The sequence below is a fragment of the Klebsiella sp. Q2 genome (assembly GCF_009900705.1).
GTDB lineage: Bacteria > Pseudomonadota > Gammaproteobacteria > Enterobacterales > Enterobacteriaceae > Klebsiella > Klebsiella quasipneumoniae.
The window spans coordinates 229,770-255,980 of the sequence record NZ_JAAABE010000003.1 but is presented as its reverse complement, the minus strand read 5'-3'; the positions used below and the strand labels follow the sequence as shown (position 1 = coordinate 255,980).

At 55.4% G+C, this 26,211-nt stretch carries 26 protein-coding genes, 1 tRNA gene and 1 pseudogene; 15 read left to right on the top strand and 13 right to left on the bottom strand.

Annotated features, from left to right (window positions below; all coding sequences use genetic code 11):
• Window positions 1–57 precede the first annotated feature (57 nt).
• Both GT756_RS12960 and GT756_RS12955 read left to right on the top strand, forming a co-directional pair.
• A tRNA-Phe gene (locus GT756_RS12960) sits at window positions 58–133 on the top strand.
• Between the two features lie 129 nt (window positions 134–262).
• Window positions 263–1,837 carry a site-specific integrase gene (locus GT756_RS12955; RefSeq protein WP_064114670.1) on the top strand — a complete coding sequence of 525 codons (1,575 nt, stop codon included), beginning with the start codon at window positions 263–265 and terminating at the stop codon, window positions 1,835–1,837.
• A 601-nt stretch (window positions 1,838–2,438) separates the two neighbouring features.
• Here the strand turns inward: GT756_RS12955 and GT756_RS26375 are convergent.
• The gene (locus GT756_RS26375) at window positions 2,439–2,567 is read right to left on the bottom strand and encodes a hypothetical protein (RefSeq protein ID WP_077265630.1); all 129 of its coding nucleotides are present in this window, start codon (window positions 2,565–2,567) and stop codon (window positions 2,439–2,441) included.
• Window positions 2,568–3,309: 742 nt separating this feature from the next.
• On the opposite strand from GT756_RS26375, the gene GT756_RS26335 reads away from it, so the two are divergent.
• The 6 genes from GT756_RS26335 (at window position 3,310) to GT756_RS12920 (ending at window position 9,062) form a co-directional block, all read left to right on the top strand.
• Window positions 3,310–3,441 carry a hypothetical protein gene (locus GT756_RS26335; protein WP_255662108.1) on the top strand — a complete coding sequence of 44 codons (132 nt, stop codon included), beginning with the start codon at window positions 3,310–3,312 and terminating at the stop codon, window positions 3,439–3,441.
• A gap of 270 nt (window positions 3,442–3,711) precedes the next feature.
• Window positions 3,712–4,263, top strand: a complete 552-nt coding sequence (locus GT756_RS12945) for a recombinase family protein (protein WP_064114672.1) — start codon at window positions 3,712–3,714, stop codon at window positions 4,261–4,263.
• A 24-nt stretch (window positions 4,264–4,287) separates the two neighbouring features.
• Window positions 4,288–4,626 carry a hypothetical protein gene (locus GT756_RS12940; RefSeq protein WP_029497291.1) on the top strand — a complete coding sequence of 113 codons (339 nt, stop codon included), beginning with the start codon at window positions 4,288–4,290 and terminating at the stop codon, window positions 4,624–4,626.
• A gap of 142 nt (window positions 4,627–4,768) precedes the next feature.
• A complete protein-coding gene (locus GT756_RS12935) occupies window positions 4,769–5,839 on the top strand; it encodes a ParA family protein (RefSeq protein WP_064114673.1) in 1,071 nt (356 codons plus the stop codon).
• Between the two features lie 687 nt (window positions 5,840–6,526).
• On the top strand, window positions 6,527–7,903 hold the full coding sequence (locus GT756_RS12925; protein WP_174562440.1) for a pyridoxal-phosphate dependent enzyme: 1,377 nt from the start codon (window positions 6,527–6,529) through the stop codon (window positions 7,901–7,903).
• A 10-nt stretch (window positions 7,904–7,913) separates the two neighbouring features.
• On the top strand, window positions 7,914–9,062 hold the full coding sequence (locus tag GT756_RS12920; protein WP_004205199.1) for a PLP-dependent aspartate aminotransferase family protein: 1,149 nt from the start codon (window positions 7,914–7,916) through the stop codon (window positions 9,060–9,062).
• Here GT756_RS12920 and GT756_RS12915 read toward each other — a convergent pair whose 3' ends face one another.
• Window positions 9,063–9,974: a LysR family transcriptional regulator gene (locus tag GT756_RS12915; RefSeq protein ID WP_160124834.1), complete on the bottom strand. Its 912-nt coding sequence runs from the start codon at window positions 9,972–9,974 to the stop codon at window positions 9,063–9,065.
• Window positions 9,975–10,071: 97 nt separating this feature from the next.
• Between GT756_RS12915 and GT756_RS12910 the strand changes: the two genes are divergently transcribed.
• From GT756_RS12910 to GT756_RS12900, 3 genes and pseudogenes are all read left to right on the top strand, one after another.
• Window positions 10,072–10,674 (top strand): short chain dehydrogenase, encoded by a 603-nt coding sequence (locus GT756_RS12910; RefSeq protein WP_122542570.1) that lies wholly within the window; start codon window positions 10,072–10,074, stop codon window positions 10,672–10,674.
• Between the two features lie 86 nt (window positions 10,675–10,760).
• Window positions 10,761–11,099 (top strand): annotated as a pseudogene (locus GT756_RS12905) (hypothetical protein).
• Between the two features lie 205 nt (window positions 11,100–11,304).
• A complete protein-coding gene (locus tag GT756_RS12900) occupies window positions 11,305–11,493 on the top strand; it encodes a hypothetical protein (protein WP_004205204.1) in 189 nt (62 codons plus the stop codon).
• Window positions 11,494–11,688: 195 nt separating this feature from the next.
• On the opposite strand, the gene GT756_RS12895 is transcribed toward GT756_RS12900, so the two are convergent.
• From GT756_RS12895 to GT756_RS25895, 3 genes are all read right to left on the bottom strand, one after another.
• Window positions 11,689–12,870: a PLP-dependent aminotransferase family protein gene (locus GT756_RS12895; protein ID WP_004205205.1), complete on the bottom strand. Its 1,182-nt coding sequence runs from the start codon at window positions 12,868–12,870 to the stop codon at window positions 11,689–11,691.
• A 150-nt stretch (window positions 12,871–13,020) separates the two neighbouring features.
• Window positions 13,021–14,886 (bottom strand): bifunctional glutathionylspermidine amidase/synthase, encoded by a 1,866-nt coding sequence (gene gss, locus GT756_RS12890; protein WP_017899757.1) that lies wholly within the window; start codon window positions 14,884–14,886, stop codon window positions 13,021–13,023.
• A gap of 76 nt (window positions 14,887–14,962) precedes the next feature.
• Window positions 14,963–15,070, bottom strand: a complete 108-nt coding sequence (locus GT756_RS25895; RefSeq protein ID WP_032426103.1) for a hypothetical protein — start codon at window positions 15,068–15,070, stop codon at window positions 14,963–14,965.
• Window positions 15,071–15,104: 34 nt separating this feature from the next.
• Here GT756_RS25895 and GT756_RS12885 point away from each other — a divergent pair, with 34 nt between their 5' ends.
• Complete coding sequence (locus tag GT756_RS12885; RefSeq protein WP_053809954.1) at window positions 15,105–15,665, top strand: thioredoxin domain-containing protein; 561 nt, start codon at window positions 15,105–15,107, stop codon at window positions 15,663–15,665.
• Window positions 15,666–15,712: 47 nt separating this feature from the next.
• Window positions 15,713–16,579, top strand: a complete 867-nt coding sequence (yghU, locus tag GT756_RS12880) for a glutathione-dependent disulfide-bond oxidoreductase (protein WP_064150885.1) — start codon at window positions 15,713–15,715, stop codon at window positions 16,577–16,579.
• A 35-nt stretch (window positions 16,580–16,614) separates the two neighbouring features.
• Here the strand turns inward: yghU and GT756_RS12875 are convergent, their stop codons facing one another.
• The 7 genes from GT756_RS12875 to exbB all read right to left on the bottom strand — a co-directional run bounded on the left by GT756_RS12875 (window position 16,615) and on the right by exbB (window position 22,914).
• Window positions 16,615–16,902 carry a DUF2623 family protein gene (locus tag GT756_RS12875; RefSeq protein WP_004205207.1) on the bottom strand — a complete coding sequence of 96 codons (288 nt, stop codon included), beginning with the start codon at window positions 16,900–16,902 and terminating at the stop codon, window positions 16,615–16,617.
• A 78-nt stretch (window positions 16,903–16,980) separates the two neighbouring features.
• Window positions 16,981–17,868, bottom strand: coding sequence for a YghX family hydrolase (gene yghX, locus GT756_RS12870; RefSeq protein WP_043520944.1), 888 nt, complete (start codon window positions 17,866–17,868; stop codon window positions 16,981–16,983).
• 121 nt (window positions 17,869–17,989) lie between these two features.
• A complete protein-coding gene (locus GT756_RS12865; RefSeq protein WP_004105804.1) occupies window positions 17,990–18,484 on the bottom strand; it encodes a TIGR00645 family protein in 495 nt (164 codons plus the stop codon).
• Between the two features lie 106 nt (window positions 18,485–18,590).
• Window positions 18,591–20,114, bottom strand: a complete 1,524-nt coding sequence (locus GT756_RS12860; protein WP_023319155.1) for a glycoside hydrolase 43 family protein — start codon at window positions 20,112–20,114, stop codon at window positions 18,591–18,593.
• Window positions 20,115–20,127: 13 nt separating this feature from the next.
• The gene (locus GT756_RS12855; protein ID WP_002916782.1) at window positions 20,128–21,546 is read right to left on the bottom strand and encodes a glycoside-pentoside-hexuronide (GPH):cation symporter; all 1,419 of its coding nucleotides are present in this window, start codon (window positions 21,544–21,546) and stop codon (window positions 20,128–20,130) included.
• Window positions 21,547–21,750: 204 nt separating this feature from the next.
• Window positions 21,751–22,176 carry a TonB system transport protein ExbD gene (gene exbD / locus GT756_RS12850; protein WP_002916785.1) on the bottom strand — a complete coding sequence of 142 codons (426 nt, stop codon included), beginning with the start codon at window positions 22,174–22,176 and terminating at the stop codon, window positions 21,751–21,753.
• A 6-nt stretch (window positions 22,177–22,182) separates the two neighbouring features.
• Window positions 22,183–22,914: a tol-pal system-associated acyl-CoA thioesterase gene (gene exbB / locus GT756_RS12845; RefSeq protein ID WP_004174395.1), complete on the bottom strand. Its 732-nt coding sequence runs from the start codon at window positions 22,912–22,914 to the stop codon at window positions 22,183–22,185.
• Between the two features lie 250 nt (window positions 22,915–23,164).
• Between exbB and metC the strand changes: the two genes are divergently transcribed.
• Window positions 23,165–24,352: a cystathionine beta-lyase gene (gene metC, locus GT756_RS12840; RefSeq protein ID WP_004205213.1), complete on the top strand. Its 1,188-nt coding sequence runs from the start codon at window positions 23,165–23,167 to the stop codon at window positions 24,350–24,352.
• Between the two features lie 131 nt (window positions 24,353–24,483).
• A complete protein-coding gene (yghB, locus tag GT756_RS12835) occupies window positions 24,484–25,143 on the top strand; it encodes a DedA family general envelope maintenance protein YghB (RefSeq protein ID WP_004205217.1) in 660 nt (219 codons plus the stop codon).
• Between the two features lie 51 nt (window positions 25,144–25,194).
• Here the strand turns inward: yghB and GT756_RS12830 are convergent, their stop codons facing one another.
• Window positions 25,195–26,094, bottom strand: a complete 900-nt coding sequence (locus GT756_RS12830; protein WP_023319156.1) for an AraC family transcriptional regulator — start codon at window positions 26,092–26,094, stop codon at window positions 25,195–25,197.
• Between the last annotated feature and the right edge of the window lie 117 nt (window positions 26,095–26,211).

Below are 26,211 nucleotides of genomic sequence, written 5' to 3'. Positions count from 1 at the left end.
CAAAACAGATAAATTTCGTTGACGAGGCGCGGCGATTACGGTTTAATGCGCCCCGTTGCCCGGATAGCTCAGTCGGTAGAGCAGGGGATTGAAAATCCCCGTGTCCTTGGTTCGATTCCGAGTCCGGGCACCACTCATTTATAACCCTCGCTTCGGCGGGGGTTTTTGCTTTCTGAGTCAACAAGTTGTTGGTTTATCGGTAGTTACCTCTTTTTAATTTCCTCCGGCCCCGCTTCCCGGTGGTACAGAAAGGTGGTACAAAATGGGCATTATGATAAAGCCTACCAAAGACCGAAATGGCACCTATTACATCCGTAAAGCGGTTCCACAGGAGCTACGTCCAACTATTGGCAAAGGTGAACTAAAGCTTTCCCTTAAGACGAAAGACCTCGGACAAGCCAAGCTCAAAGCCCCTGCCGCTCTGGCAGAAATCAACTCTATCATCCAGAACGCCAAAGCAGAGCGCTCCGTAACGCAGGACGATACAGAGGTGATCGCTTCGGTATGGATGACCAGAATCCTCCAGCAGCCAGAAACCATCAAAGCACGTTATGTACGGCAATACGATTATGGTTATGGCCTGACCGCAGATAACGTGCAATTAAGCAAATGTCTGCGTAAGGGAGAGCAGGCAGACGAGGCAGATTTCCAGCTTGTCACCCAACTTATGCAGTCTGAACTCGAAGAGGCTCTTCGGTGGACGCCAGCAGTACTGACGCCCGCATGGAGACAAAAGCTCGCATGGCGTCTGGCGGAGTACAGGCTCAGTACGGCAGAAATGTATATTATTGATGAACTACCTGTCTACACCGCCATCAACGCCACGCAACAAAAGAAAAGCATGACTTTCGCCAGTCTTTTCGAGCATTACAAAGCACATATCCGGCTAACCGACAAGGACAGAGCTGAGTCACGTATACGGGATTACACACCATCGGCTAACCGATTCATCAAATTCATCGGTGATAAACCCATCCGGGACATCTCGAAGAGTGACCTCGCGGCGTTCCGTACGCTCCTGGAGCTGACCCCGGCTAACCGCAGTAAGGCCGTCAACTTGCTGTCGCTGGAGAATCAGGCCAAAGCTCAGGGCAAGAAACTCAGCGCCAACACCGTGCGAAACAACTTCATGCACCTCTCGGCCATGTTCACTGTTGCACTCCAAGACGATCTCGTGGATGAACATCCCTTCGATAGTTTCAAAATGCGTAAAAAAGTGCAGACGATCAATGAGGATATCCCGTTCACCGACGACGAAATCAGGGTGATGTTCCGGCTACCACTGTTCCACGGGGAGCAATCTCTCTATGGCGAAATGGCCTACTGGATGCCGATAATCCTTTACTATACCGGTGCTCGCGTTGAGGAAATCGGACAGCTACGCAGGGCCGATATCGTGGATGCTTTCGGTGTTCCCTGCTTCAAAATCCAGATGGGGAAAGAGCAATCAGTCAAAACGGCTGGCTCCGTGCGTTACGTCCCGATACACAGCCATATACTGGAGCTGGGTTTTATGGATTTCGTCAATACCAGAGAAGTCCAGCTCTTTGCTGAGAAATCTGTCGTTAACGATAAATACGCCTACAACTATGGCCGCTGGTGGGGGCGGTTGATCCGTAAGCACGGCATCCGTAAGGAAGTTAAGCCCTCACACAGCTTCCGTCACTATTTCATTACGCAATGCCGTGCTCTGGACGTCCGCGAAGACACGCAGAACAACATTCTCGGACATGTCCCCGGCTCCGTTCCACGGCGTTATGGCAGCTATCTGATTGAAACAAGCCGGGTACTCATTGAGAGGATCCCCAGACTGGAGCTAAAGCGGCTGGAAAACTGACTTTCAGCGGTATAAGGCACAGTAACTAACTGGAGATTATCAATATGTTAAGAATTCCTGACTCAGACTGGCGGACCGTAGACGGGGTCCCCCAGATTTCTATTGCTTTCTTGCGGAAAGTGACGCCTCAGGCAGCCAGATTTACGCAGTGGATACAGCGGACACATACCAGATTGCTCAGGGCCCCCGACAACGTCCTGTCGTGCTGCACATCGGGCCTGATTGATGGTGACATTCCCGACAAAAACGGCTGGCTTTCTGCTGGTGACGCCCTTGCCCTGCTGACTTACAGCGTCCACTCCAGCCAGAATGGGCTTCTCATTGATGCCATTGAACAAAATTCTGGTCTGATACTCCCGGTGAGGCCCGGTGAAAGCCGTCTTGAGGGGCAATTTGCCGTCAGATTACACCATTTGATCGTCGAACTAAGGCAACAACCACGATTCATAAGCTATGAGCTTGAACGGCAAAAGCAGGTCGGCCCCTACAGAGTGGATTTCCTCCTCACAGAGCAGTGGTACACCGATATGGCAAAAGGGGAAACTGCTAAACGCCAGTTCACCATTGAATTTGACGAGAAGGCTCACAGAACGACACGTTATCAGCTCAATGATAAGCGACGGGATCGGTGGTTACGGAAAAATCGGCCCGATATAAAGCTAATCAGGGTCCGACATGAAGAGCAGGAAACCTGGCTGGAAGCGGTCCGCCAGCTAAAGCGGTTCGTCAGTCTGGAGGATTGCTATGCCCACTGCCTGCGAATGGCCTGTATCAGCCTTTCAGACTCCACGCTAAAGATAGGCAGCGAGTCAGCCCGAAAAGCCTATGATGCAGCCCATAACGAATGCAGTTTCCTGCTAAAAAGCCCACGGCAGCCTCTAAGTGAGATGGGTAAACTGCTGGACAGGCTGACAATCCCCTTTGATAAACGCAGGGACATATACTTCCAGCGTGCAAAATTGAGGTCATACGGCATATAAACAGAAAAATTACATCAAAAGTTACATCAAAAGCCTAAGGGATTAGGCTTTTCTACCCGTCGAAACGTTGTAACCTTTGTAACCGAACCCCAAGACACTTATATAGTTTTATATGGTTTTATCATTTTTATTACTCAAATTCATCTTACTCATAGTATCCTACAGATAATTATCCTTAAGCTATCAATACAAACTCGCATTTCCCAAAAGTGCAAAGTTTCCGTCATATCCATACATCGAACTGAGCGACAGCTTAATGATTTTGCCCCCTCCACTCACCCAAAAGTTCTTTTCACGTCAGAAGTTACCAGACGCCCTGTAGGCCTCTCCCGACCTTTATGCACTCAAGGGCATGAATCACTCCTGAACGCAGCTCACAGGCCCGTACAGATCGTCTGGCAGGCATCCAAAGCCGCTCGTCCAAGCCGCCTTTCCAAGATTCTTCGCTCCGCAGGTACAAGAAATATGCAGATCACCACAGGAGGCTGAATCATGCATGATGAAATCATTAATCAGGCCCGCGAAATCCTCACTCAACGGCTCTACCGTACCGACACACTGGCATCACCGCAGGACACCGCGAGCTATCTGGCTTTACAGCTTGGCGAAAGGGGCTGGCTATGAACTGGAAATCCTTACTTGTTGAAGCCCTGATAATGGCTCTGACGACCTTTGCAACCGTCTTCTTCCGGGGAATGACAGCACGCTACGCCTCAGAAGAAGATTTCCTCTAATCCCCTACTACCGCTAGACCCATACCAATAGCCCATGCCCTAAAGATCTGCCATCGCTACAACGGTGAAATGCCACTCTCGCCCCTGTCACAAGGTTGGTTTGGCATTTTGGCAGGTCTTTGCATCCTAGCATGGTCTATTGGCAGGGTAAGGAGTCCACATGGCTACAGTCGGCTACGCCCGCGTGTCCACCACAGGGCAAAGTCTGGATACACAGCTCGAAGCCCTGTCCGGCTGCGAGAAGATTTTCAGGGAAAAAATCAGCGGAGCGAAGGATGACCGTCCAGAGCTACAGGCGATGCTGGAGTTTGTCCGGGAAGGTGACACCGTCCAGGTCACGAAACTGGACAGACTGGCCCGTAACACCCGCCATCTGTTAGAGGTATCTGAATATCTTCAAAGCAAAGGCGTAGCATTAAATATCCTCAATATCGGTATCAATACGGCAACTCCGACCGGAAAGCTAATGCTAACCATGATTGGAGCTATCGCCACATTTGAACGTGAAATGATGCTTGAGCGTCAGGCTGAGGGCATCGCACTGGCGAAACTTAAAGGTAAGTACAAAGGCAGGAAGGCTACCGCTCGCAGCAAATCGCAGGAAGTTATCGAGATGCTAGGCCAAGGATTGAGCAAACCCGAAATATCCCGCCAGTTAGGGATCGGCATCACCAGCATTTACAGGATTGTGCGTAATCAATCTGACAACTAAACAGCAATCAAAAGGAATTATTCAATGAGAAAAACAATCGGCTTAATCGCCATACTGCTCGTAAGCAGCTCCACCACCGCAACAGCCGGCAACAACGTATATGTAAAGCTCTCATGCGAAAACAACACCACTGTGGACATAACGCTCAAGCAACAGGAACAAGTTGGTTGGGCTGACTTGTCTACCCCAAACGGAACGCGGCGGGCTAAGTTCTTCATGGGAGCAGAGGATGATAAGGGGGTTAATAGTCTGACATTTTCCAGTCTGGGCATTGCGTTCAACATCGACTATACAGCGGATAAAAAATTCACACTCAAAATGATCAGTGGGGGAAGTGGCGAGTATTCCTGCAGCGTGATGTGATCATCTGACCACAGCATGAATCTGACTCCTCTTTGATTACGGTCGTATTTCAAAGAGGAATTCGGTTGATATGCCCTTCCACGGGTAAGAGCTTATGCTAAAGTGATTCCCTAAACGATAAAATTAGGGGCAACAGTACGTTATGGTTACTTTATCTCTTTTTAATAACAAAGGCGGCGTGGGTAAAACTACACTTACGTGGAACCTTAGCGTTGCCTTGGCAGCCAAAGGCAAATCCGTTCTACTGATTGACTTTGATCCGCAGTGCAACCTTTCAATAGCCACTTTGGGTGATGAGAACTTTGCTCGGCTTTTAGAAAAAAATGCCCAAGTACCTTTTGGACAGACCATACGAGCATTCGGGCAGCCTTACATTCAGCAAAATAGAAAACCAGAAGTTATTATCAGCCATCCCAAATACCCCATGCCGCAAGGCTCAGGACAATTTGATATCGTTGCAGGGGATTTTTGGCTTAACAACCTTTCAGACACACTCAATGTTGGTACCGATCTGATTGCAGGTACAAGCATCTATCGTTTCTTGATGCCTCATCTGATTTCACAGGCAGCAGAGCAAGCAACCGACATCAATTATGATTATGTACTGATTGATTTACCGCCATCTTTCAATACATTGGTTCGTTCAGCCCTCTACTGTTCCGATTACTTTATTGTTCCTTGTACTGCAGATATGTTCTCAGCGTATTGCATTGGCTTGATTGGTGAAATGTTACCTAAGTTTGCAACCGACTGGGATCAAGGTACTTCACGCTATCTTAGTGGAAACGCGGCGGACAGTCTTTTACCAACAAAAGGTAAACCAAAGTTTGCCGGATGGGTTTTCAATGGTTTCGACATGAGAAAACCTCAGGGATCTAGTGTCTCGGCTGAAGTTGGAGCGGATTTAGCCCACAGAAATGTAATTAGTGATGCTGTTGAAAACAACTTGATCCCAAGCTTACGTACTATTGGTTCTTATAATGCTGTACCTGACTTCGTTACTAAAGAACCTGTTGCAAAGGTTGAAGATATGAACGTCATGGCACCTGACAGCATCATACAAAGTGTTCCTCTGAAGTATCTTCAGACTGTACGTCCAACAAACTTAGTTCTCACGGCAGGAAGATGGGCCAAAAACCAACGAGACTTGATGGATAAAATGATTGCTGAACATGACAAGTTAGCAGACCACGTTATCAGTAATTGTGTCTAACGCAACCTTGATTGCTGGTACAAAACAGTGGTACATTCGGAATCGAAGCGTAAAGGTAACTTACTGTTATTCGGTGATTTCATTGTCGTGGCAATGAATCCTTGGTTCGATTCCGAGTCCGGGCACCACTATTTAAAGAACCCAGCCTATGGCTGGGTTTTTGCTTTTCTGTAGCCGGACTCTCCATCGAACTGCGTTCGATTATTCGCCGCACAGCGGCTCACCCCTTCGGGGCCAGCGCGACACGCGCGCTGTTCAACGCCTGCGGCGTTAGTCCGAGTCCGGGCACCACTATTTAAAGAACCCGCCCACAAGGCGGGTTTTTGCGTTTCTGTAGCCGGACTCTTCATCGAACAACGCTAACACGTGATTCTCTGCTGCACTTTTCTCCTGGTGAGCCAGCTGCCACTTAACGGCCAGCGCAGACCGCCTCTCCCCATAGAATCTTTTCGCAAATACATTTTCAAATATCAGATAACCCGCTGATTCAAATCGCCATTCTGTCGTTAAAAGCGGCTAAAAACGCCCTTTTCTGGCAATCGATCCGCCCAGGCGGCTACCCTGCTTTCCCTCTGGATGGCTGAACAGCATCTTATATTCCATTTTGCGCTAAATGACAGAGAAATGTTCTTTAAATTACCGATTTCACAGACCTACCATGCAAAAATATCTTAAACGAGTGGGTAAATGGTTATGTCACTGTTTCATTCCGTGAGCGACCTGATCGGTCATACTCCCCTGCTCCAGTTGCACAAACTGGATACCGGGCCCTGCAGTCTGTTTTTAAAACTGGAAAATCAGAACCCGGGCGGATCAATTAAAGATCGGGTTGCGCTGTCGATGATTAACGAAGCCGAGCGCCAGGGCAAACTGGCGCCCAGCGGGACAATTATTGAAGCCACTGCCGGCAATACCGGCCTCGGCCTGGCGCTGATCGCGGCGCAGAAAAATTACCGCCTGATCCTGGTGGTGCCGGACAAAATGAGCCGCGAGAAAATCTTTCACCTGCGGGCGCTGGGCGCGACGGTGCTGCTCACCCGTTCCGACGTCAATAAAGGTCACCCGGCCTATTACCAGGATTATGCCCGCCGCCTTGCCGATGAAACGCCGGGGGCTTTTTATATCGACCAGTTTAACAACGACGCTAATCCGCTGGCGCACGCGACCTCCACCGCGCCAGAACTTTTCCAGCAGCTGGAGGGCGACATCGACGCCATCGTCGTCGGCGTTGGCTCTGGCGGCACGCTGGGCGGGCTTCAGGCCTGGTTTGCAGAACACTCGCCGAAAACGGAATTTATCCTCGCCGATCCGGCGGGCTCGATCCTTGCCGATCAGGTTGATACCGGACGCTACGGCGAAACGGGATCCTGGCTGGTCGAAGGGATTGGAGAAGATTTCATCCCGCCGCTGGCCAGGCTGGAGGGGGTGCATACCGCCTATCGCGTCAGCGACCGCGAAGCGTTCCACACCGCGCGCCAGCTGCTGCAGGTCGAGGGTGTGCTGGCCGGATCCTCCACCGGCACCCTGCTCAGCGCCGCGCTGCGCTACTGCCGGGCGCAAAGCCGTCCGAAGCGGGTGGTGACCTTCGCCTGCGACAGCGGCAATAAATACCTGTCAAAAATGTTCAACGACGACTGGATGCGCCAGCAAGGGCTGATCGCCCGCCCCGAACAGGGCGATCTCAGTGATTTTATCGCCCTGCGCCATGACGAAGGCGCTACCGTCACGGCCGCGCCGGACGACACCCTGGCCGCGGTCTTTACCCGCATGCGGCTGTATGACATCTCCCAGCTGCCGGTTCTGGAGGATGGCCGCGTGGTCGGCATCGTCGATGAGTGGGATTTGATCCGCCACGTACAGGGCGATCGCCAACGCTTCTCCCTGCCGGTCAGCGAAGCGATGAGCCGCCATGTTGAAACTCTCGATAAGCGTGCGCCAGAGAGCGAACTGCAGGCCATTCTCGATCGCGGTCTGGTGGCGGTGATCGCTGACAACGCGCGTTTTCTTGGCCTGGTCACCCGCAGCGATGTACTGACCGCCTGGCGTAACCGAGTAGCACAATAAGGAATTTTTTATGTCATCTATCCACACCCTGAGCGTACATAGCGGAACCTTCACCGACAGCCACGGCGCAGTGATGCCGCCTATTTATGCCACCTCCACTTTCGCTCAGCCGGCGCCGGGGCAGCATACCGGCTATGAATATTCCCGCAGCGGGAATCCTACCCGCCATGCGCTGGAGACGGCGATCGCCGACCTGGAAAACGGTACGCGCGGCTACGCGTTCGCCTCCGGGCTGGCCGCCATCGCCACCGTGCTGGAGCTGCTGGATAAGGACAGTCACCTGGTGGCGGTCGATGATGTGTATGGCGGCACTTACCGCCTGCTGGAAAACGTACGCCGCCGTAGCGCTGGTCTGCAGGTGAGCTGGGTGAAACCCGACGACCTGGCGGGAATTGAAGCGGCGATCCGCCCCGATACGCGCATGATCTGGGTGGAAACGCCCACCAACCCGCTGCTGAAGCTGGCGGATCTCAGCGCTATCGCCGCTATCGCGCGCCGCCATAACCTGATCAGCGTCGCCGATAACACTTTCGCCTCGCCGGCGATCCATCGCCCGCTGGAGCACGGGTTTGATATTGTGGTCCACTCCGCGACTAAGTACCTCAATGGCCATTCCGATGTCGTCGCCGGCCTGGCGGTGGTCGGCGATAACGCCGCGCTCGCGGAGAAGCTTGGCTATCTGCAGAATGCGGTAGGCGGCGTGCTCGACCCGTTCAGCAGCTTCCTGACGCTGCGCGGCATCCGCACCCTGGCGCTGCGGATGGAGCGTCATAGCGCGAACGCGCTGCAGCTCGCCGAATGGCTGGAACAGCAGCCGGAGGTAGAGCGAGTCTGGTTCCCCTGGCTGGCCTCGCACCCGCACCATCAGCTGGCGCGCCGGCAAATGGCCCTGCCCGGCGGCATGATTTCGGTAGTGGTGAAAGGCGATGACGGTTACGCCGAACGCATCATCAGCAAGCTGCGCTGGTTCACCCTTGCGGAGAGTCTGGGCGGCGTCGAGAGCCTGGTGAGCCAGCCCTTCAGCATGACCCATGCCTCGATCCCGCTGGAGAAGCGCCTGGCGAACGGCATCACGCCGCAGCTGATCCGCCTGTCGGTCGGGATCGAAGATCCTCACGATCTGATTGCCGACTGGCAGCAGGCGCTTCGGGAGGAGTGATTATTCCGACGCGCAGGTCGTCGCCAGCGCGTCAGGCATTCCCTGCTGAAGGTGGGCGATAAACTGCGTCAGCTTCGGCAGGGGCCGGCGATCCTGGCGCCAGAGCAGATGCACGGGCCGCGGCTGTGGGGTCCACGCCTCCAGCACCCGCACCAGGCTGCCGCTGGCCAGCGCATCGGCCAGCAGCACCTCCGGCTGCATCAGCAGCCCAGCCCCGGCGATCGCCGCCTGGCGCAGCGCATAGCCATCGTTACAGCGCAAAACCGCATCGCGCTTCCAGCGCACTTCCCCCTCCATGCCCGGCAGCCGCCACTCGTTGCGGGCGGTCCAAACCGTATGGGACAGACAGAGATGATCGGCGAGATCTTCCGGCCTCCCTGGCGTTCCGTAACGCACCAGATAAGCCGGTGCAGCGCAGATCACCATCCGATAGGGCGCCAGATAGCGGGCCACCAGATCCTCCTGATGGATCTCGCCAATGCGGATCGCCAGGTCGAACCCCTCATCCACCAGATCGACCATCCGGTTGGTCAGATCCAGTTCCACCCGGACCGCTGGCCAGGCCTGCAGAAAGGTGGCGGTCAGGGGCGCGATCACGCTGGCGCCGAACGAGGTGGGCGCGCTCACCCGCAGGGTGCCGGCGGGCGCCAGCCGCAGCCGCTCAACGGCGCTTTCGGCGATGGAGACCTGCTCCATCACCCGTTTCGCTTCGTCAAAATAGACCCGCCCGGCGTCGGTGAGGCTCTGGCGTCGGGTGTTACGCTCCAGCAGGCGCGTCGCCAGCTGGGTTTCCAGCTGGGCGATATATTTCCCGACCATCACCGCCGACAGCCCCAGGCGCGACGCCGCCCCGGTAAAGCTGCCGCACTCCACCACGGCAATAAACGTCTCCATCCCTCGCAGCTTATCCATATTGCTAACCTCTGGTTAGTAATGTTCTAACTTTTAGCCAGTTTATCCGATATCCGTTTTATTAAAGAATAGCCTCTCACCTCATCAGGAGTCTGCCATGAAAATTATCGTTGTCGGTGCCAGCGGCACCATTGGTCGCGCGGTCAGCGAAGAACTGAGCCAGAGACATGACGTTATCCGCGTCGGCCGCACCCGGGGGGATTATCAGGTGGATATCACCTCGCAGGAGAGCGTCGAGGCGCTGTTTGCGCAGACCGGCGAAGTAGACGCCATCGTCTCCACCACCGGTAATCTACACTTTGGGCCGTTAAGCACCATGACCGACAGCCAGTTCAACCTCGGTCTGCAGGACAAACTGCTGGGGCAAATTCGCCTGGCGCTGGTCGGCCAGCATTTCCTGGGCGACGGCGGGTCGATTACCCTGGTCAGCGGCATTGTCGCGCAGGAGCCGATTGCTCAGGGCGTCAATGCCACGACGGTCAACGCCGGTCTGGAAGGCTTTGTGCGGGCCGCCGCCTGCGAACTGCCGCGCGGGATCCGCATCAATCTCATCAGCCCCACCGTGCTCAGCGAGTCGCTGGCGGCCTACGGCGACTTTTTCCCTGGCTTTGCCAGCGTTCCCGCCGCCGCCGTAGCACAGGCCTATCGCCGCAGCATTGAAGGGGTGCAAACCGGCCGCATCTACCCGGTCGGCTACTAGCCAGTGCCGGCCCGCCGGGGCCGGCGCTTACATCAGGCCGTCGTTGCAGGTACACTGACGGCTGATTGTCTCCGGCCGAAAAACTGATGTTGAAAAAATTACTCTTTATTATCCCGCTGCTGGCGCTTACCGTGCTGCTGGTCTGGTGGTTCACTCCGCATTACACCGAGGAAGACGAAGCTTACTACCGGGCGGTATTTTGCGTGATCGATCATGACGACAGCCGCCAGTTCCTCCACGATATGCAAAACATCGTCGAGGGGGGGAATTCTGACTACGCGCTGCATAAAGCACATTACCTGCCGGCGCTGGGGCAGCGGATGCTGGACACCTGGCATCAGCTCAGCCCGCAGGAATAGCAGGCGCTGCGTCAGGACCAGCAGCGCTGTGGCGAGATATTACGAGCAAAACAGCAGGGTAAATAATCCCGGCGGGCTGGCGAAACCGCAGCCCGTCACAGCGCCCGATAAGATCCCGCTGTTGACGAGCCGATCGCTGTCACAAAATCCTCCTCTATCACCGAGCCACAGGAGGACGTTTTTTTCTGCAGTCGTATACGATAAAAAGTAGTTGATCTGGTACGAACTAACTCTTATTTTGCTTCTCAGTTTTCAAAATGAGATAAAACTGATGCCTGTCATTATTGCCAGTAGTGTTAAAGAAGCCAAAGCGTTAATTAACGGTGGGGAATACAGGGAAATTATTCTTAACTTCGATATTGATGCCGATGACTTTTTCTCTCTCGCCAGCCATTCGGCTGGGACAAAAATCTCCATCTCCGACCGAAACGATCGTTCTCCGGTAAAATCAGCAAAATAATTAACCCGTGAGGGACATCTATGTGGTTGTTTATTGGTACCTTTGCGGTGGCTTTTCTCGCAGCGCTGATGTTGGTCTGGCTGGATGATCGCATCGTCGATACGGAGTGACCCCAGCGCTGAACGCTAGCGTCACTCCCTCTCGCTATTGAAGCGAAGAGGATGCGCCGCCGCTAAGCGGCGCACAGCAGGACCGTTACAGGGAGGCCGCCAGCCGCTCAACGGCGGTCAGCAGCCCGGCTTCCGACACCGTTGAGTAGGAAAGACGCAGGGTACGGGTATCCGGATTATCGTGATAAAACGCTTCCCCCGGAACGTATACCACGCCGTTTTCCAGCGTTTTCTTCATCCATTCCATGGTATCGAACGGATAGCGGAAACGCGCCCACAGGAACATCCCCCCCTGCGGGCGGCTGAATTCCAGATGCTCGCCAAGGCGACTCTCCAGCGCGTCGGCCAGCGCCACGCACTTCTTGCGATAGTCTTCGCGAATCAACGCAATCTGGTTATCCAGCCGGTTCAGACTGAGGTATTCCGCGGTGATCACCTGCGACAGCATATTGGTATGCAGATCCGCCGCCTGCTTCACAATCACCGTCTGCTGCGCCAGCCAGTCCGGCATGACGATCCAGCCGATACGCATCCCCGGCGCGAGGATCTTTGAAAACGTCGAGGTGTAAACCACTTGATCTTCACAGCCCAGCTCAACAGCGTGCTGATAGAGCGGACGTCGCACGGCGTCAGTAAAGCTAATTTCACCGTAGGGATCGTCTTCCAGAATGACGAAGTCATATTTTTTCGCTAGCTCGACCAGCCGGCGACGACGCGCCTCACTCAGCGTTTTACCGCCGGGGTTGCCGAACGTCGGCACCAGGTAGACGGCTTTGACGCGGGTGGTCTCCAGCAGGTCGGCCAACTGCTCCACCAGCATCCCATCATCATCGGTATCGACGCTGAGAATATTGGCCTGCGCCAGCTGAAACACCTGCAGCGCCGCCAGATAGGTGGGTCGCTCAACGACGATAGTATCGCCTGGATCGAGCAGCGTGCGGGCAACGATATCCAGCGATTGCTGGGAGCCGGAGGTGATATAGACCTGAGCGGCTGAACAGGTCACGCCACGGGAGTGGCAGATTTCACTCACCGCCTGACGCAGCGGCGGGTAGCCTTCCGTCAGACCGTACTGAAATGCGTCATGAAAACGCTCGCTCATCACCTTCTGCACCGCCAGCTCCAGGCCTTCGGTATCAAACAGTTCCGGGGCCGGAATGCCGCCGCCAAGCGAGATCACGCCCGGCAGTTTACTGTGCTTGAGAAGTTCGCGGACGGCGGAGGGCTTGAGTTCACCCGCGCGGGCGGCGAGACGCCGATCGTGCATACTATTTTCCTTTTCTGTCTTGTTGTTGTGTTAATTATCTTGGCTTTGTTGCAGGTGTTCCCCGGCGGCGCTTACCAGTCCGGGCTATCCTTGTTCGTGTCTCTGCGCTCTCCCCGGACAGGGCAGGAGCCGCTATCCGGGGTCAGCACGTCACGCTTTGTCTTTCAATACGATCAGCGGCTCTATGTCGCTCTCTTTTTTCACCACCAGCGACGAATCGCCGCGCAGGCAGGTACCGCCGTAGTTACCGCCGACGGTAAAGGTGCACACCTGGATATACTTGCCATCCACTTTCGGCAGGCACCACAGCTGCTGGTAGATATTCTTGCGATCGACAAACTGGCCGCTGGTCTTATCCAGAACCTCATCCTGAGGGCCGATCAGGTCGATATTGTTCCCGCAGCGCCCGGAAATGGGCTTCACGGCATAGCCGGTTTTCGCCAGCTCGTCGTTAACCACAAAATCGGTATCCAGCAGATAGCGATGATGCGGGAACAGCGACCACAGCACCGGCAGGATCGCTTTGTTGCCCGGGATTACCGTCCACAGGGGTTCGAATACCAATACTTCAGGACGCAGCAGGACGTCAATCAGTCGCACCTCATTCTGTGGATGCCCGGTACGAATCGGTACCGCCGCGTACTCCTCGGCGCTGACTTCGCGCACCTGCTCAATGGCGGTTTCCCATGCCCAGGTTTTCCAGACGCAGTTGACCAGCCGCCCGTCGGCGTCGATCAGCTGGCCGGCCGCATCCCAGCGCAGTTCATCGAGGCCAAAGAGAATTTTGCTCTCGAAACCGGCCTGGGTCAGCGAACGCTGGATAAACTTCGCGTGGTAATTCTCTTCCAGATCCTTGTCCTGCATGATGTGCACGAAAGGCCGCGCCCGGCTGTGTTTCCACGCTCCCGCCAGTTCATCGAGCAGACCTTCCGCCGGATTGTGACCAGTGCCATAGTAGCCCTGCTTCAACCACTGCTCGAGGATCAGCCCGCCTTCGGTATGGCAGGAGGCGGAGTCGGCATTGTACTCGTATACCTTCAGCCCGCGCTCGTCCATGCAAAAATCCATGCGCCCAGTGATCATATGATGACGCCGGCGCTGCCAGGAGAGACGCAAACGCGGCCAGAGGATTTTCGGGATATCGAACAGCGCCAGCAGGTTATCATCCTTCATCACCTTATCGGTGGCGTGCAGATACATCAGGTGCAGCTCGTTGGTGGCTTTAATCAGCTCCTGTTCGGCGCTTTCGCTGATAGTGAAATACTGATAAGGATCCTGATTGATAAAATGGCCGTTGGCCGCCACGTAGGCTTTCTGCAGCGGATCTTTCTCGTTCAGCCATTTGCCGCGGAACTGGCCGTTGTTCGGCAGCCGCGCGCCCTTGATCGCCATCGCCTCACCCGGCAGTACCGGCTGCGGCAAGCTGTGTTCGGTATCGGCGGTCTGGATCATCCAGCCTAAAATTTCGGTATCGGCAAAGGTATCTTTGATGGTGTACCGGCCGGCGTTGACCTCGAGGGTCAGCTCGCGGGTCCACTGCTGGCCCTGCGGCAGCGGCGAGTGAATGACGTTCTGCTCGGCGATACGCACCTTATTGCCGACAAGCTGGGTGATCACCGCGACATGGCCGGTGTGCTTGAACTCGCCGCCCTTCTGCCAGATCAGCAGCGAACCAGCGATCGGCGGACGACGGGAGCCGTTGGCGAAGGCCTGAAGCGGGAGAATGTTGTCATTGACCACTTCGCGCAGAAAGCGCAGGGAGAAGATTTCATAGGCCATCCCCACATCGGTAAAGACAAACCCGTAGGTCAGGAACAGAAAGCGGCGCGCAAACTCCACGCACTGCCATTTATGCCCCATATACTCATTGCCGATGTAGCTGCGAAACGTCGCGTCATCCGGATAATCCTGTGGATTTAAGCTACTGTAATTCGATGAATAAATTGCCACGCCGCCGGGCGCGTAGCCTAACAATGTCCCAAACGGGGCGTCACTGCTTGTCGATCCTTTGCTCATTTAGCCTGACCTCAAATTAATGCAGCCCGGGCAGTTGGCGAAACAAAACTCCCTCTTCTTATCCTGCCGCAGGCACTTACCAGACAGAGGTGTAACGATGATACCACTCATTCGTTTCGCTAATCGTGCCGTTAAGGAAAATAACCCTGCAGCCGGAAGCAGAAGTGATATCGTTATCGGTGATATAACAAAAAACAACGCAACATCAGGAGTCGACAATGAGCACACCCTCGCATCTGAATGCCCAACCGCTGGTCTGGGGACACGGCCCGCGGACGTTTGAGGTGTTCCTTGAGCCCACCTGCCCCTACTCTGTCCGCGCGTTTAATAAACTCGACGATCTGCTCGATGAGGTCGGCGCCGATAACGTCACCATCAAGATACGGCTGCAATCGCAGCCGTGGCATCTGTTCTCCGGGGTGATTGTCCGCTGCATCCTCGCCGCGTCCACCCTGCCGCATGGCAGAGAGCAGGCGCATAAGGTGATGCAGGCCGTGGCAGACCATCGGGAAGAGTTTGAGTTTACCGATCACTGCAGCGGGCCGAACATGAACGCCACCCCGCAGCAAATCATTGAACGCATTGAGCGCTACAGTCACGTGCTGCTGGGGGCCGCCTTTGCCCGCCCGGAGTTGCAGGACGTGATCAAATGGCACAGTAAATATGCCCGCCAGAACGGCATCCATGTCTCGCCGACCTTTATGGTCAATGGCCTGGTGCAGCCGGATCTGGGCAGCGGCGATGATGTCAGCATGTGGGCCGCGCGGATTATGGCCTGAGATCACCTGCTACACTTTTTGTACATCCACGAAAAAGGCAAACCAGCATGTCAGAGCAAAACTACCAGCCACCAAAAGTGTGGGAATGGAAGCAAAACAGCGGCGGCGCGTTCGCCAACATCAACCGTCCCGTTTCCGGCGCGACGCATGAACGCGTCCTGCCGGTGGGAACCCATCCGCTCCAGCTATACTCACTCGGCACGCCCAACGGCCAGAAGGTGACGATCATGCTGGAGGAGCTGCTGGCGTTAGGCGTCAGCGGCGCGGAGTACGACGCCTGGCTGATACGCATTGGCGAAGGGGATCAGTTTTCCAGCGGCTTTGTCGAGATCAACCCGAACTCGAAGATCCCGGCGCTGAGCGATCACTCCACCACGCCGCCGACCCGGGTATTCGAGTCCGGCAACATCCTTCTCTACCTGGCGGAAAAATTTGGTTTCTTCCTGCCGAAGGATCCCGCCGGCCGCACTGAAACCCTTAACTGGCTGTTCTGGCTGCAGGGCGCCGCGCCGTTCCTCGGCGGCGGCTTCGGCCACTTCTATAACTATGCGCCGGTGAAGATCGAGTACGCAATCGACCGCTTTACGATGGAAGCCAAACGCCAGCTCGACGTGCTGGACAAACAGCTCGCCCGCGGTCGCTATGTAGCCGGCGAGGAGTACACCATCGCCGATATGGCTGTCTGGCCGTGGTATGGCAACGTCGTGCTGGGCAATGTCTATAACGCAGCGGAGTTTCTCGACGCCAGGAGCTATAAAAACGTGCTGCGCTGGGCGCAGGATGTGGGCAACCGCCCGGCGGTCAAGCGGGGACGCATCGTGAACCGCACCAACGGCCCGCTCAATGAGCAGCTGCATGAGCGCCACGACGCCCGCGACTTTGACACCCAAACGGAAGATAAGCGCCAGGCGTAACGCGCTGACCCACCGGAGGCAACCGCCTCCGGTTGTTAGCTTTCCAGCCGATAGCCCGCCATAAAGTAGCGCATCGCGGTCGAGGAACCACTCTCTTTGAAGAAGTCCATCACCATATCTCTGTCAAGGCCATAGCGACGGGTCAGGATCCCCGCCTCCCACGCGCTGAGCTGGCGGTCGCCGGTTTTTTCAAACATGCGGTGCGAGTAACCAAGCACAAACCCGCGTTTATAGTCGGCGCAAAAATTCGCCGCATGCGCGGCGGTATCAGCATAGGATGCCTGTAGCCCCGCCATTAAGCCTTTGCCAAAATGATTTTCCATCAAGCTCTCCCAATCGTTATATAATAAATTATATAGCGTTTTTTTGAGCGAGCGGTAGCGCTATTTATGACGTTTGCGTTAGCGTAAATACTTATCAAACCATGCCAGCGTGCGTTGCCAGGCCAGATCCGCCGCAGCCCGATCGTAGCGCGGCGTGGAATCATTATGAAAGCCGTGATTCACGCCCTGATAGAGATAGGCCTCGTAGACTTTATGGTGTTCCTTCAACGCCTGTTCATAGGCAGGCCAGCCTTCATTAATGCCGCTATCGAGGCCGGCATAGTGCAACAGCAGCGGCGCTTGAATTTTATCGACCTCCTTCAGCGGCGGCTGGCGGCCGTAAAACGGCACCGCGCAGGCCAGCTCCGGAATGGCGACCGCCGCCGCGTTGCTGACGCCGCCGCCGTAACAAAAACCGGTGATACCGACCTTCCCCGTCGCCTGCGGATGCTTCGCCATAAACGCGACCGCGGCGAAAAAGTCATTCATCAGCTTCACGGGATCGACTTTCTGCTGCAGCGCGCGGCCTTCATCATCATTCCCCGGATAGCCGCCGACGGAGCTCAGACCATCCGGCGCCAGCGCGATATACCCCGCTTTCGCTACCCGCCGGGCGACGTCTTCAATATAGGGATTCAGGCCGCGGTTCTCATGCACCACCACCACGGCGGGCGCTTTGTCGGCTATTTTCGTCGGCGTCACCAGGTAAGCCCGCACTTCGCCGTGGCCGTCAGGAGAGGGATAATGAATATACTCCGGGCGGATATCCGGGTCGGTGAACGGTACCTGCTCTGCCAGGGCATAGTCGGGCTTCAGCAGATTAAACAGCGCCAGCGCGGTCATCCCGCCGACGGCATATTTCCCCGCCAGCTGGAGAAACTCGCGTTTGCTGATTTTACCGTGGGCATAGTAGTCATAATACTCGAGCAGCTGCTGCGGGAAATCTTTGGCCGTTAATCGCGTCATCACCCTGCCTCCATTGTTTATCGCCTTTTAAGCAAAGCAGAAGCCCGGACATACGCCAGCGCAGTAAAGCAGAAACGGGGAGAAAAAAGCCCGGCAGCTGCCACCGCCGGGAGAGAAGGGATTAGTGTTTCACTTTGGTCAGACGATCGAGGTAGCCCATCACAAAGGCCGACAGCACGAAGGTCAGGTGGATAATCACGTACCACATCAGCTTATTGTCCGGGACGTTTTTCGCATCCATAAACACCCGCAGCAGGTGAATAGAGGAGATCGCCACGATGGAGGCGGCAACCTTATTTTTCAGCGAAGTCGCGTCCATTTTGCCCAGCCAACTGAGTTTTTCTTTACCCTCGTTAATATCCAGCTGCGAGACAAAATTTTCATATCCAGAGAACATCACCATCACCAGCAAACCGCCCACCAGGGTCATATCCACCAGCGACAGCAGGGTCAGAATCATATCCGACTCACTGACGCTAAAAATATGCGGCAGTATGTGGAAGATCTCCTGAAAAAATTTGATGGTCAGCGCAATCAGACCGAGCGAGAGGCCAAAATAAACCGGCGCCAGCAGCCAGCGCGAGGCGTACATAGCATTTTCCAGAAAGCGTTCCATAAGATCCTGTCAGTTAACATAAACGGCCGCCATTATATCGCAACAGGGTAACGCTTATGCAACATCAGCCGCCCGCGTCATCTGCAGGCGGCCAGAAACGGTTTCTTTAAAGTATGACCTCAAAGTCCTGCAAAGCGGAGTAGCCCTCGCTTTGTAGGCCAACCATTGAAGCAGCCAGCAGGCCAAATTTCGCACCGACCCATTTTCCCTTCCCGGCAGCAAAACAAAGAGGAACCTTCCGCCACTCCTCCTCGGCTCGCCAGGAAAATTGACACAGGCCGCCTTCGCCTACGGCAACCTGCAGCTGACACTTGCCGCACTTAAGCTCAGCAAGAACCTGACGAGTTTCGCGCACTACGCCCGCATCGCTCATCCAACCGTGTCGCCACACGAGCCGGTAACTCCCTTGCCCAAACTCCACCAGCAAAGCGGCGTAGCGTTCGCCGTATACGATCAGGCCTCCGGCATCACCGTCCTGAGCGGCATATAACGTTACGCTTGTTTTCGCGCTAAAAGTTAGCGCCGGAAATTTCTGCAGCAACAGCTGCGGCGCCCAGTATAACGCTCTCTGTCCATCGACTTCGGATAATGGGACGCAGCGTAATCGAAGTTCGCCTTCCGCCGGCAACAGCCACTCAGGGCTGGGGTTAGCCTGCCACTGCCACTGTATACCCGGTTGGCCTTGCGCAAAATAGTCGCTGGTTTGCGGCGCCAATGCCGGTGAAGGCGTTAACCCTTTAGGACGCGGCCAACGTAAAACCGGCTGTCCGACGCCGCAGTTGCCAATCTGCTCACCGATACGCGGCCAGCCATCGTTACCCCAGTACATCGGCTGGAGGTGAACCACGCGGCCATAGAGATGTAAGTCCTGGAAATGAACAAACCAGCATTCGCCCTTCTCACCCTCCACCCAGCCGCCCTGATGTGGTCCATTTATCGACGTGTTTCCCTGGAAAAGCACGTTTTTGGCTTCCCAAGGCCCCGTCATCTGTCGCGCGCGCAGTACCGTCTGCCAGCCATTTTCAACCCCGCCCGCAGGAGCAAAGATGTAGTACCAACCGGCGCGTTGATAAACCTTTGGCCCCTCAAGGGTAGGTAAATCGCAGCAGCCGTCATAGATAATCTGCCCTTCGCCCAGCAATTCGCTGGCGTCCGGCGCCATCGCAAACAACTGCAATTTATGCTTGATGCCGCTGCGGCTATGGGCGAAGGCATGTACCAACCAGGCCTGACCATTGTCGTCCCAGAACGGGCAGGGATCTATCCAACCTCTGGCCTCGCGCAGGCAGTGCGGAGCGCTCCATTCCCCCCATGGATCCTCGGTATGGCAGATAAAAATACCTTCATCTGGCGTGCTGAAGCAGACCCACAGCTTGCCATCATGCCAGCGAATCGACGGCGCCCATACGCCCTTACCCGGCTGATACCGGTCATAACCAGGTAGCGGCAGTTCATCCATAACGTGGTTGATGATAGTCCAATTAACCAGGTCCGTTGAATGCAGGATCGGTAAAGCGGGCATATGGTTAAAACTGGAAGAGACCATAAAGAAATCATCGCCTACGCGCACGATATCCGGGTCGGAATAATCGGCGCATAAGATAGGATTCTGGTATTCAGAAGGGGTCATGTTTCGCATCTCCTCAGGCCTTTTCCGGAACGGCGTTTAGCGGCAAATGCGTCTCTGAATGCCCCTGCTGCTGACGCATGGACAGCTCGCGCTGAATTGTCTGCATCATTTTGTCATCCAGCTTATAGAAACGCGCCAGCCACCACAGGAGCAGGTAAGATAGTGATGGACCGAGCGTTAACAGCCCCACAATTCCCATTGTCGCCAGCGGAGTCTGCGCCGTTACGCCCGCCTGATAGCCAAATAGCCCAAGCGAAAAACCTACGGCGGCACCAGCAACCGCCATGCCCATTTTCAAAGCAAACAGATTACCGGAATAGGATAATCCCGTGATGCGACGGCCAAACTTCCATTCGCCATAATCGGCAGCGTTGGCCATCATGTTCCATTTAAACGGCTGGTACATCTGATGGAAGAAGCCGACCAGGAAGTATAAAGGGAACACCACCGGCAGCCAGGTCGGCGGCACAAAGAACATTACGACGCCAACCAGGACCAGCAGGAGGTTGATATTTTTAAACAGCGATACCGCACGATAGCGCTTGGCCAGCCATCCGGCGGCGATGCTGCCGATAATCGTGCCAACGACGCTGGTGGAAACAAATGCTGATTTCATGGCCGTTCCTGCCGCTGACTCCACGCCGCCTAACATCAGGTAGGTTGCATAATAGAGCGTGGCGGCGCTGCGCATAACCCCGGCCATACTGGAGAAAAAAGTAATTATCGCCACAATACGCCACTGGTCATTCGCCAGCAGCTGACGGAGATCTTCGCGTATGCTCCCCTGCTGTTCAACAGCTGGAGCCACGCGTTCTTTGGTAGAGAAAAAGCAAAAAGCCAGCATTACAATAGCGATCGCGCCCATGATTCCCATTGTGGCCTGAAAACCAAACTGCTTATTTTCTTTACCGAAAAAATCCACCAGGAACAGGGTTGCGACAGAAACCATCAGACCGGCCAGAGAAGAGATCGTAAAACGATATGACTGGGCTGAAAGGCGATCCTTCTCATCACGCGTAATGACTCCGCCCAATGCGCAGTAAGGAATATTGATAAAGGTGTAACACAGCATGAGTAAGGTGTAGGTCAGGTAGGCATAAACCAGTTTACCCGATGCGCCAAATTCCGGGGTCGTGAAGGTCATTACCGCCAGCACGGCATAAGGTACGGCAAACCAGATAAGCCACGGGCGAAAATGGCCCCAGCGGGTCTTTACACGGTCTGCAACAATGCCGGTTAGCGGATCGGTAATCGCATCCAGAACCCGCGTCACCAGGAACATCACTCCGACTGCGGCAGCTGAGAGCCCGTAAATATCCGTATAAAACCATGTCAAAAACATGGTTACCGAAGAGTAAACGATACCGCAGGCTGCATCTCCCATGCCATATCCCAGCTTCTCCGCAAATGACAGTTTATTATCGTGATTCACAATATAACCCCTCTCAGATGAAGTGGTATTCACTGTAGAGGCAGGATAAAAACTATCCTATTGTCATTTTTCGCAACGGGTTTATGTTTTCTGTTAACTGAGAAAGTTGTCACACATCTATAAGATTGGTCTTACAAGTTATTGCATCACCTATTAAAAAGCTGGCGCAAGGCCAGCCTGAGGAGATAAGTGAAAAGGGGTAGGTTACTTCGCTTTGACGGTCTCTTCGCCCACCAGCCCGATCTTGAGATATCCCGCCTGATGCAGGGTATCCATCACTTTCATCATCGTCTCGTAATCGACGGTTTTATCCGCGCGGAAGAAGACGGTGGTATCTTTTTTGCCGGCGGTCAGGCTATCCAGGGCGTTAATCATATTCGCTTCGGTCACCGGGTCGTTGCCGAGGAACATGCTCTTATCCGCCTTCACCGACAGGTAGATAGGTTTTTCCGGTCGCGGTTGCGGCTGGCTGGAGGAGGCCGGCAGATTCACCTTCACGTCGACCGTCGCCAGCGGCGCGGCCACCATAAAGATAATCAGCAGAACCAGCATGACGTCGATAAACGGCGTCACGTTGATCTCATGCATTTCGCCGTTATCGTCCAGATTTTCATTAAGACGCATCGCCATAGCCGATCAACCTACCCGTAATTTCTGCGCGCTGCGCACCGGCTTCACGCCGCTGGCGCTGAGGTCCAGGTCGCGGCTTTGCAGCAGGAGTACCTGAGCGGCGACATCGCCGAGCGAGGCCTTATAGCTGCCGATCATGCGGGCGAAGATGTTATAGATGACCACCGCCGGGATGGCGGCGAACAGGCCGATGGCCGTCGCCAGCAGCGCTTCCGCGATGCCCGGCGCCACCACCGCAAGGTTGGTGGTCTGGGTCTGAGCGATGCCGATAAAGCTGTTCATGATGCCCCAGACGGTCCCGAACAGGCCCACGAACGGCGAAATGGCGCCGATGGTGGCCAGGTAGCCGTTGCCGCGCCCCATATGGCGACCGACGGCCGCGACGCGGCGTTCAAGGCGGAAACCGGTTCTTTCCTTGATGCCTTCATTGTCTTCGGCGCCGGCGGAGAGTTCGAGTTCGTTCTGCGCTTCATTGATAAGCTGGGTGGTGAGGCTTTTCGCCTCAAAGGCGCTGGCGATATCGCTGGCCTGATCGAGAGAGCGGGCTTCCGCCAGCTGCTGCTGTTCGCGTTTGAGGCGACGCTTACTGGCGAGGATTTCCGCCCCTTTGCCGAAGAAGATGGCCCAGGTGACGACTGACGCCAGAATCAGGCCAATCATCACCACCTTAACGACAATATCAGCATGATGATACATACCCCAAACGGAGAGATCCGCCTGCATCAAATTATTACCCACGCTCTATCTCCACGACGATAATCACAAAATCTGCCCTCAATAATATCAAAACGACATCGAATTGATAGTGGTTCTCATTAGTATTTACACTGTGCAGCAAATCACGTTTATTTTCCTTGCGCTTACGCAGTAAAAAAGTGGCTAACCGCGGGCCTGGTAAAATTTTCGCCTGTATCGGCAGCGCGCTGGTACAGAAAAGAAGAATCATGCTAGTTTAGACGTCCAGACGTATAAAAACAGGTTCATCAACATGGCTGATAAACATCTTGATACCGCGCTGGTCAACGCCGGGCGGAGCAAAAAGTACACCCAGGGCTCAGTGAACAGCGTGATCCAGCGCGCGTCATCGCTGGTTTTCGACACCGTAGAGGCCAAAAAGCACGCCACTCGCAATCGGGCCAACGGCGAGCTGTTTTACGGGCGTCGCGGCACCCTGACCCACTTCTCGCTGCAGGAAGCGATGTGCGAGCTGGAAGGCGGCGCCGGCTGCGCCCTCTTCCCCTGCGGCGCCGCCGCGGTAGCCAACACTATCCTGGCGTTTGTCGAGCAGGGCGACCATGTGCTGATGACCAATACCGCCTATGAGCCAAGCCAGGACTTTTGTACCAAAATTCTCGCTAAACTCGGCGTCACCACCAGCTGGTTCGATCCCTTAATCGGCGCTGATATTGCCCAACTTATTCGGCCGGAGACCCGCGTGGTGTTCCTGGAATCGCCCGGATCCATCACCATGGAAGTGCATGATGTGCCAGCGATTGTCGCCGCCGTGCGTCAGGTCGCGCCGGAAGCGATTATCATGATCGATAACACCTGGGCGGCGGGGATTCTGTTCAAAGCGCTGGATTTTGGCATTGATATTTCCATCCAGGCAGGCACCAAATACCTGATCGGCCACTCCGACGCCATGGTCGGCACCGCGGTGGCGAACGCGCGCTGCTGGCCGCAGCTGCGTGAGAATGCCTATCTGATGGGGCAAATGCTGGACGCCGATACCGCCTATATGACCAGCCGCGGCCTGCGCACGCTGGGCGTCCGCCTGCGTCAGCATCATGAAAGCAGCCTGCGCATCGCCGAGTGGCTGGCGCAGCATCCGCAGGTGGCGCGGGTCAACCACCCCGCCCTGCCCGGCAGTAAAGGCCATGAGTTCTGGAAACGCGATTTTACCGGCAGCAGCGGGCTGTTCTCGTTTGTGCTCAACAAGCGTCTCAACGACGCTGAGCTGGCAGAGTATCTCGACAACTTCAGCCTGTTCAGCATGGCCTACTCGTGGGGCGGCTTTGAATCGCTGATACTGGCCAATCAGCCGGAGCAAATCGCTCACATCCGACCGGATGCGGAAGTCGACTTCAGCGGCACGCTGATCCGTTTGCACATTGGTCTCGAAAATGTTGACGATCTGCAGGCGGATTTAGCAGCGGGCTTCGCGCGTATCGTGTAAAGTGACAGTCAGTGGCAACAATAGCGGACGCTTTTTATCGGAGCGGCCGCTTTTGTTGCGCCCGGGATCAAGGTGCTCGGGTCTCTTCAGGAGTACACTAGTCAACAATACGGTACCACTTAGGAAAGTCCATGGTTGTCATTCAAGAGATTGTCGCCGCGCTGTGGCAACATGATTTTGCCGCTCTGGCGAACCCTCATGTTGTGGGCGTTGTATATCTGGTTATGTTCGCGACCCTGTTTCTGGAAAACGGGCTGCTGCCTGCCTCCTTTTTACCTGGAGACAGCCTGCTGCTGCTCGCCGGCGCGCTGATTGCTAAAGGCGTCATGGACTTTGTGCCCACTATCGCCATTCTGACCGCCGCCGCCAGCCTCGGCTGCTGGCTGAGCTATGTACAGGGGCGCTGGCTGGGCAATACGCAAACGGTGAAAGGCTGGCTGGCGCACCTGCCGCATAAGTACCATCAGCGCGCCACCTGCATGTTTGACCGCCACGGTCTGCTGGCGCTGCTCGCGGGCCGCTTTCTGGCCTTTGTCCGTACCCTGTTGCCAACCATGGCGGGGATTTCCGGTCTGCCGAACCGCCGCTTCCAGTTCTTCAACTGGCTGAGCGCCCTGCTGTGGGTCGGCGTGGTCACGGGCCTCGGCTATGCGCTGAGCATGATCCCGTTCGTGAAACGTCATGAAGATCAGGTGATGACCTGCCTGATGATCCTGCCAATTGCCCTGCTGCTGGCTGGCCTGCTCGGCACGCTGTTCGTGGTGATCAAAAAGAAATACTGCAGCGCCTGACGTTGACTGCCGGGGGGGCTGCGCCCGCCCGGCCTGCTCCCTCCCCCGGTCTTACATCCCCTGCATCATACGAATACGCGCGGCGTCTTCCCCGGGCGTCATCCCGAAGTAGCGCTTAAACTCGCGGCTGAACTGGGAAGGACTTTCATAGCCCACCTGTATCGCCGCCGCGCTGGCCTTCATACCGTCATGGATCATCAGCATGCGCGCCTTGTGCAAACGGTAGGTTTTCAGATACTGCAGAGGCGAAGTGCTGGTCACCGCTTTAAAATTATGGTGAAACGCCGACACGCTCATATTCGCTTCGGCCGCCAGCCGATCGACGCTGAGGTTTTCGGTGTACTGACTCTCGATATGCTTGAGCACGCGGCTAATCAGGCTGAAGTGGGTCTGCCGGCTGACCAGCGCCAGCAGCGCGCCGCCGCAGGGTCCCGTCAGCACATAGTAGAGGATTTCACGGACGATCTGCTTGCCAAGGATCCGCGCGTCCAACGGCCGTTCCATCACGTCGAGCAGCCGTTCAGCAGCGCACAAGATGTCCTCCGAAAGCACTGCGGAGTTTATCCCGCTGGAGGCAACGGCGGGCTGAAACAGCGGATCCTCGCCAATGTCCATCAGCAGCTCCTGCAGCTGCAGGATATCGACGTTCAGGCGCATCCCGGCCAGGGGCACCTCCGGGGTGGCAAAGGTTTCGCACTCGAAGGGCAGCGGTACGGTCAGCAGTAGATATTCGTTTGTATCGTAGCGAAACGTCCGCTCATTGATATAACCAATTTTATGGCCAGAAAAGAGAAAAACGATCCCCGGCTGGTACATCACCGGCATCCGCGGTCCCGGCTGCGTCCCGTACAGCAGGCGAACGTCAGGTAGCAGCGAACTTAACATTTCGTGCTTATCTTTCAGCTGGTTAACCTTCTCTGTCAGTGTCCGACATATCTCTGCGTGTTGCATTGCCACCGTCTCTCCCGATGTTTCTTCACCTATATATTGTGCGCAGGTCGCCACGGATTCTCCAGCCATATGGAGAAATAGGCAAGACATAGGCAGAAATGTGCATTGAGGGGCAGC

Bases quoted from the DNA above. Each gene is read 5' to 3' on its own strand.
- GT756_RS12895 (WP_004205205.1), bottom strand. From the start codon at position 12,870: ATGCACGATCGGCGTCTCGCCGCCCGCGCGGGTGAACTCAAGCCCTCC.
- GT756_RS12915 (WP_160124834.1), bottom strand. From the start codon at position 9,974: ATGGATAAGCTGCGAGGGATGGAGACGTTTATTGCCGTGGTGGAGTGC.
- GT756_RS12875 (WP_004205207.1), bottom strand. From the start codon at position 16,902: ATGGAAAATCATTTTGGCAAAGGCTTAATGGCGGGGCTACAGGCATCC.
- yghX (WP_043520944.1), bottom strand. From the start codon at position 17,868: ATGACGCGATTAACGGCCAAAGATTTCCCGCAGCAGCTGCTCGAGTAT.
- yghU (WP_064150885.1), top strand. From the start codon at position 15,713: ATGTCAGAGCAAAACTACCAGCCACCAAAAGTGTGGGAATGGAAGCAA.
- yghB (WP_004205217.1), top strand. From the start codon at position 24,484: ATGGTTGTCATTCAAGAGATTGTCGCCGCGCTGTGGCAACATGATTTT.
- GT756_RS12865 (WP_004105804.1), bottom strand. From the start codon at position 18,484: ATGGAACGCTTTCTGGAAAATGCTATGTACGCCTCGCGCTGGCTGCTG.
- GT756_RS12860 (WP_023319155.1), bottom strand. From the start codon at position 20,114: ATGACCCCTTCTGAATACCAGAATCCTATCTTATGCGCCGATTATTCC.
- GT756_RS12935 (WP_064114673.1), top strand. From the start codon at position 4,769: ATGGTTACTTTATCTCTTTTTAATAACAAAGGCGGCGTGGGTAAAACT.
- GT756_RS12885 (WP_053809954.1), top strand. From the start codon at position 15,105: ATGAGCACACCCTCGCATCTGAATGCCCAACCGCTGGTCTGGGGACAC.
- GT756_RS12955 (WP_064114670.1), top strand. From the start codon at position 263: ATGGGCATTATGATAAAGCCTACCAAAGACCGAAATGGCACCTATTAC.
- metC (WP_004205213.1), top strand. From the start codon at position 23,165: ATGGCTGATAAACATCTTGATACCGCGCTGGTCAACGCCGGGCGGAGC.
- GT756_RS12910 (WP_122542570.1), top strand. From the start codon at position 10,072: ATGAAAATTATCGTTGTCGGTGCCAGCGGCACCATTGGTCGCGCGGTC.
- GT756_RS12925 (WP_174562440.1), top strand. From the start codon at position 6,527: ATGGTTATGTCACTGTTTCATTCCGTGAGCGACCTGATCGGTCATACT.
- exbD (WP_002916785.1), bottom strand. From the start codon at position 22,176: ATGGCGATGCGTCTTAATGAAAATCTGGACGATAACGGCGAAATGCAT.
- GT756_RS12940 (WP_029497291.1), top strand. From the start codon at position 4,288: ATGAGAAAAACAATCGGCTTAATCGCCATACTGCTCGTAAGCAGCTCC.
- gss (WP_017899757.1), bottom strand. From the start codon at position 14,886: ATGAGCAAAGGATCGACAAGCAGTGACGCCCCGTTTGGGACATTGTTA.
- GT756_RS26335 (WP_255662108.1), top strand. From the start codon at position 3,310: ATGCATGATGAAATCATTAATCAGGCCCGCGAAATCCTCACTCAACGG.
- GT756_RS12900 (WP_004205204.1), top strand. From the start codon at position 11,305: ATGCCTGTCATTATTGCCAGTAGTGTTAAAGAAGCCAAAGCGTTAATT.
- GT756_RS12830 (WP_023319156.1), bottom strand. From the start codon at position 26,094: ATGCAACACGCAGAGATATGTCGGACACTGACAGAGAAGGTTAACCAG.
- GT756_RS12945 (WP_064114672.1), top strand. From the start codon at position 3,712: ATGGCTACAGTCGGCTACGCCCGCGTGTCCACCACAGGGCAAAGTCTG.
- GT756_RS12920 (WP_004205199.1), top strand. From the start codon at position 7,914: ATGTCATCTATCCACACCCTGAGCGTACATAGCGGAACCTTCACCGAC.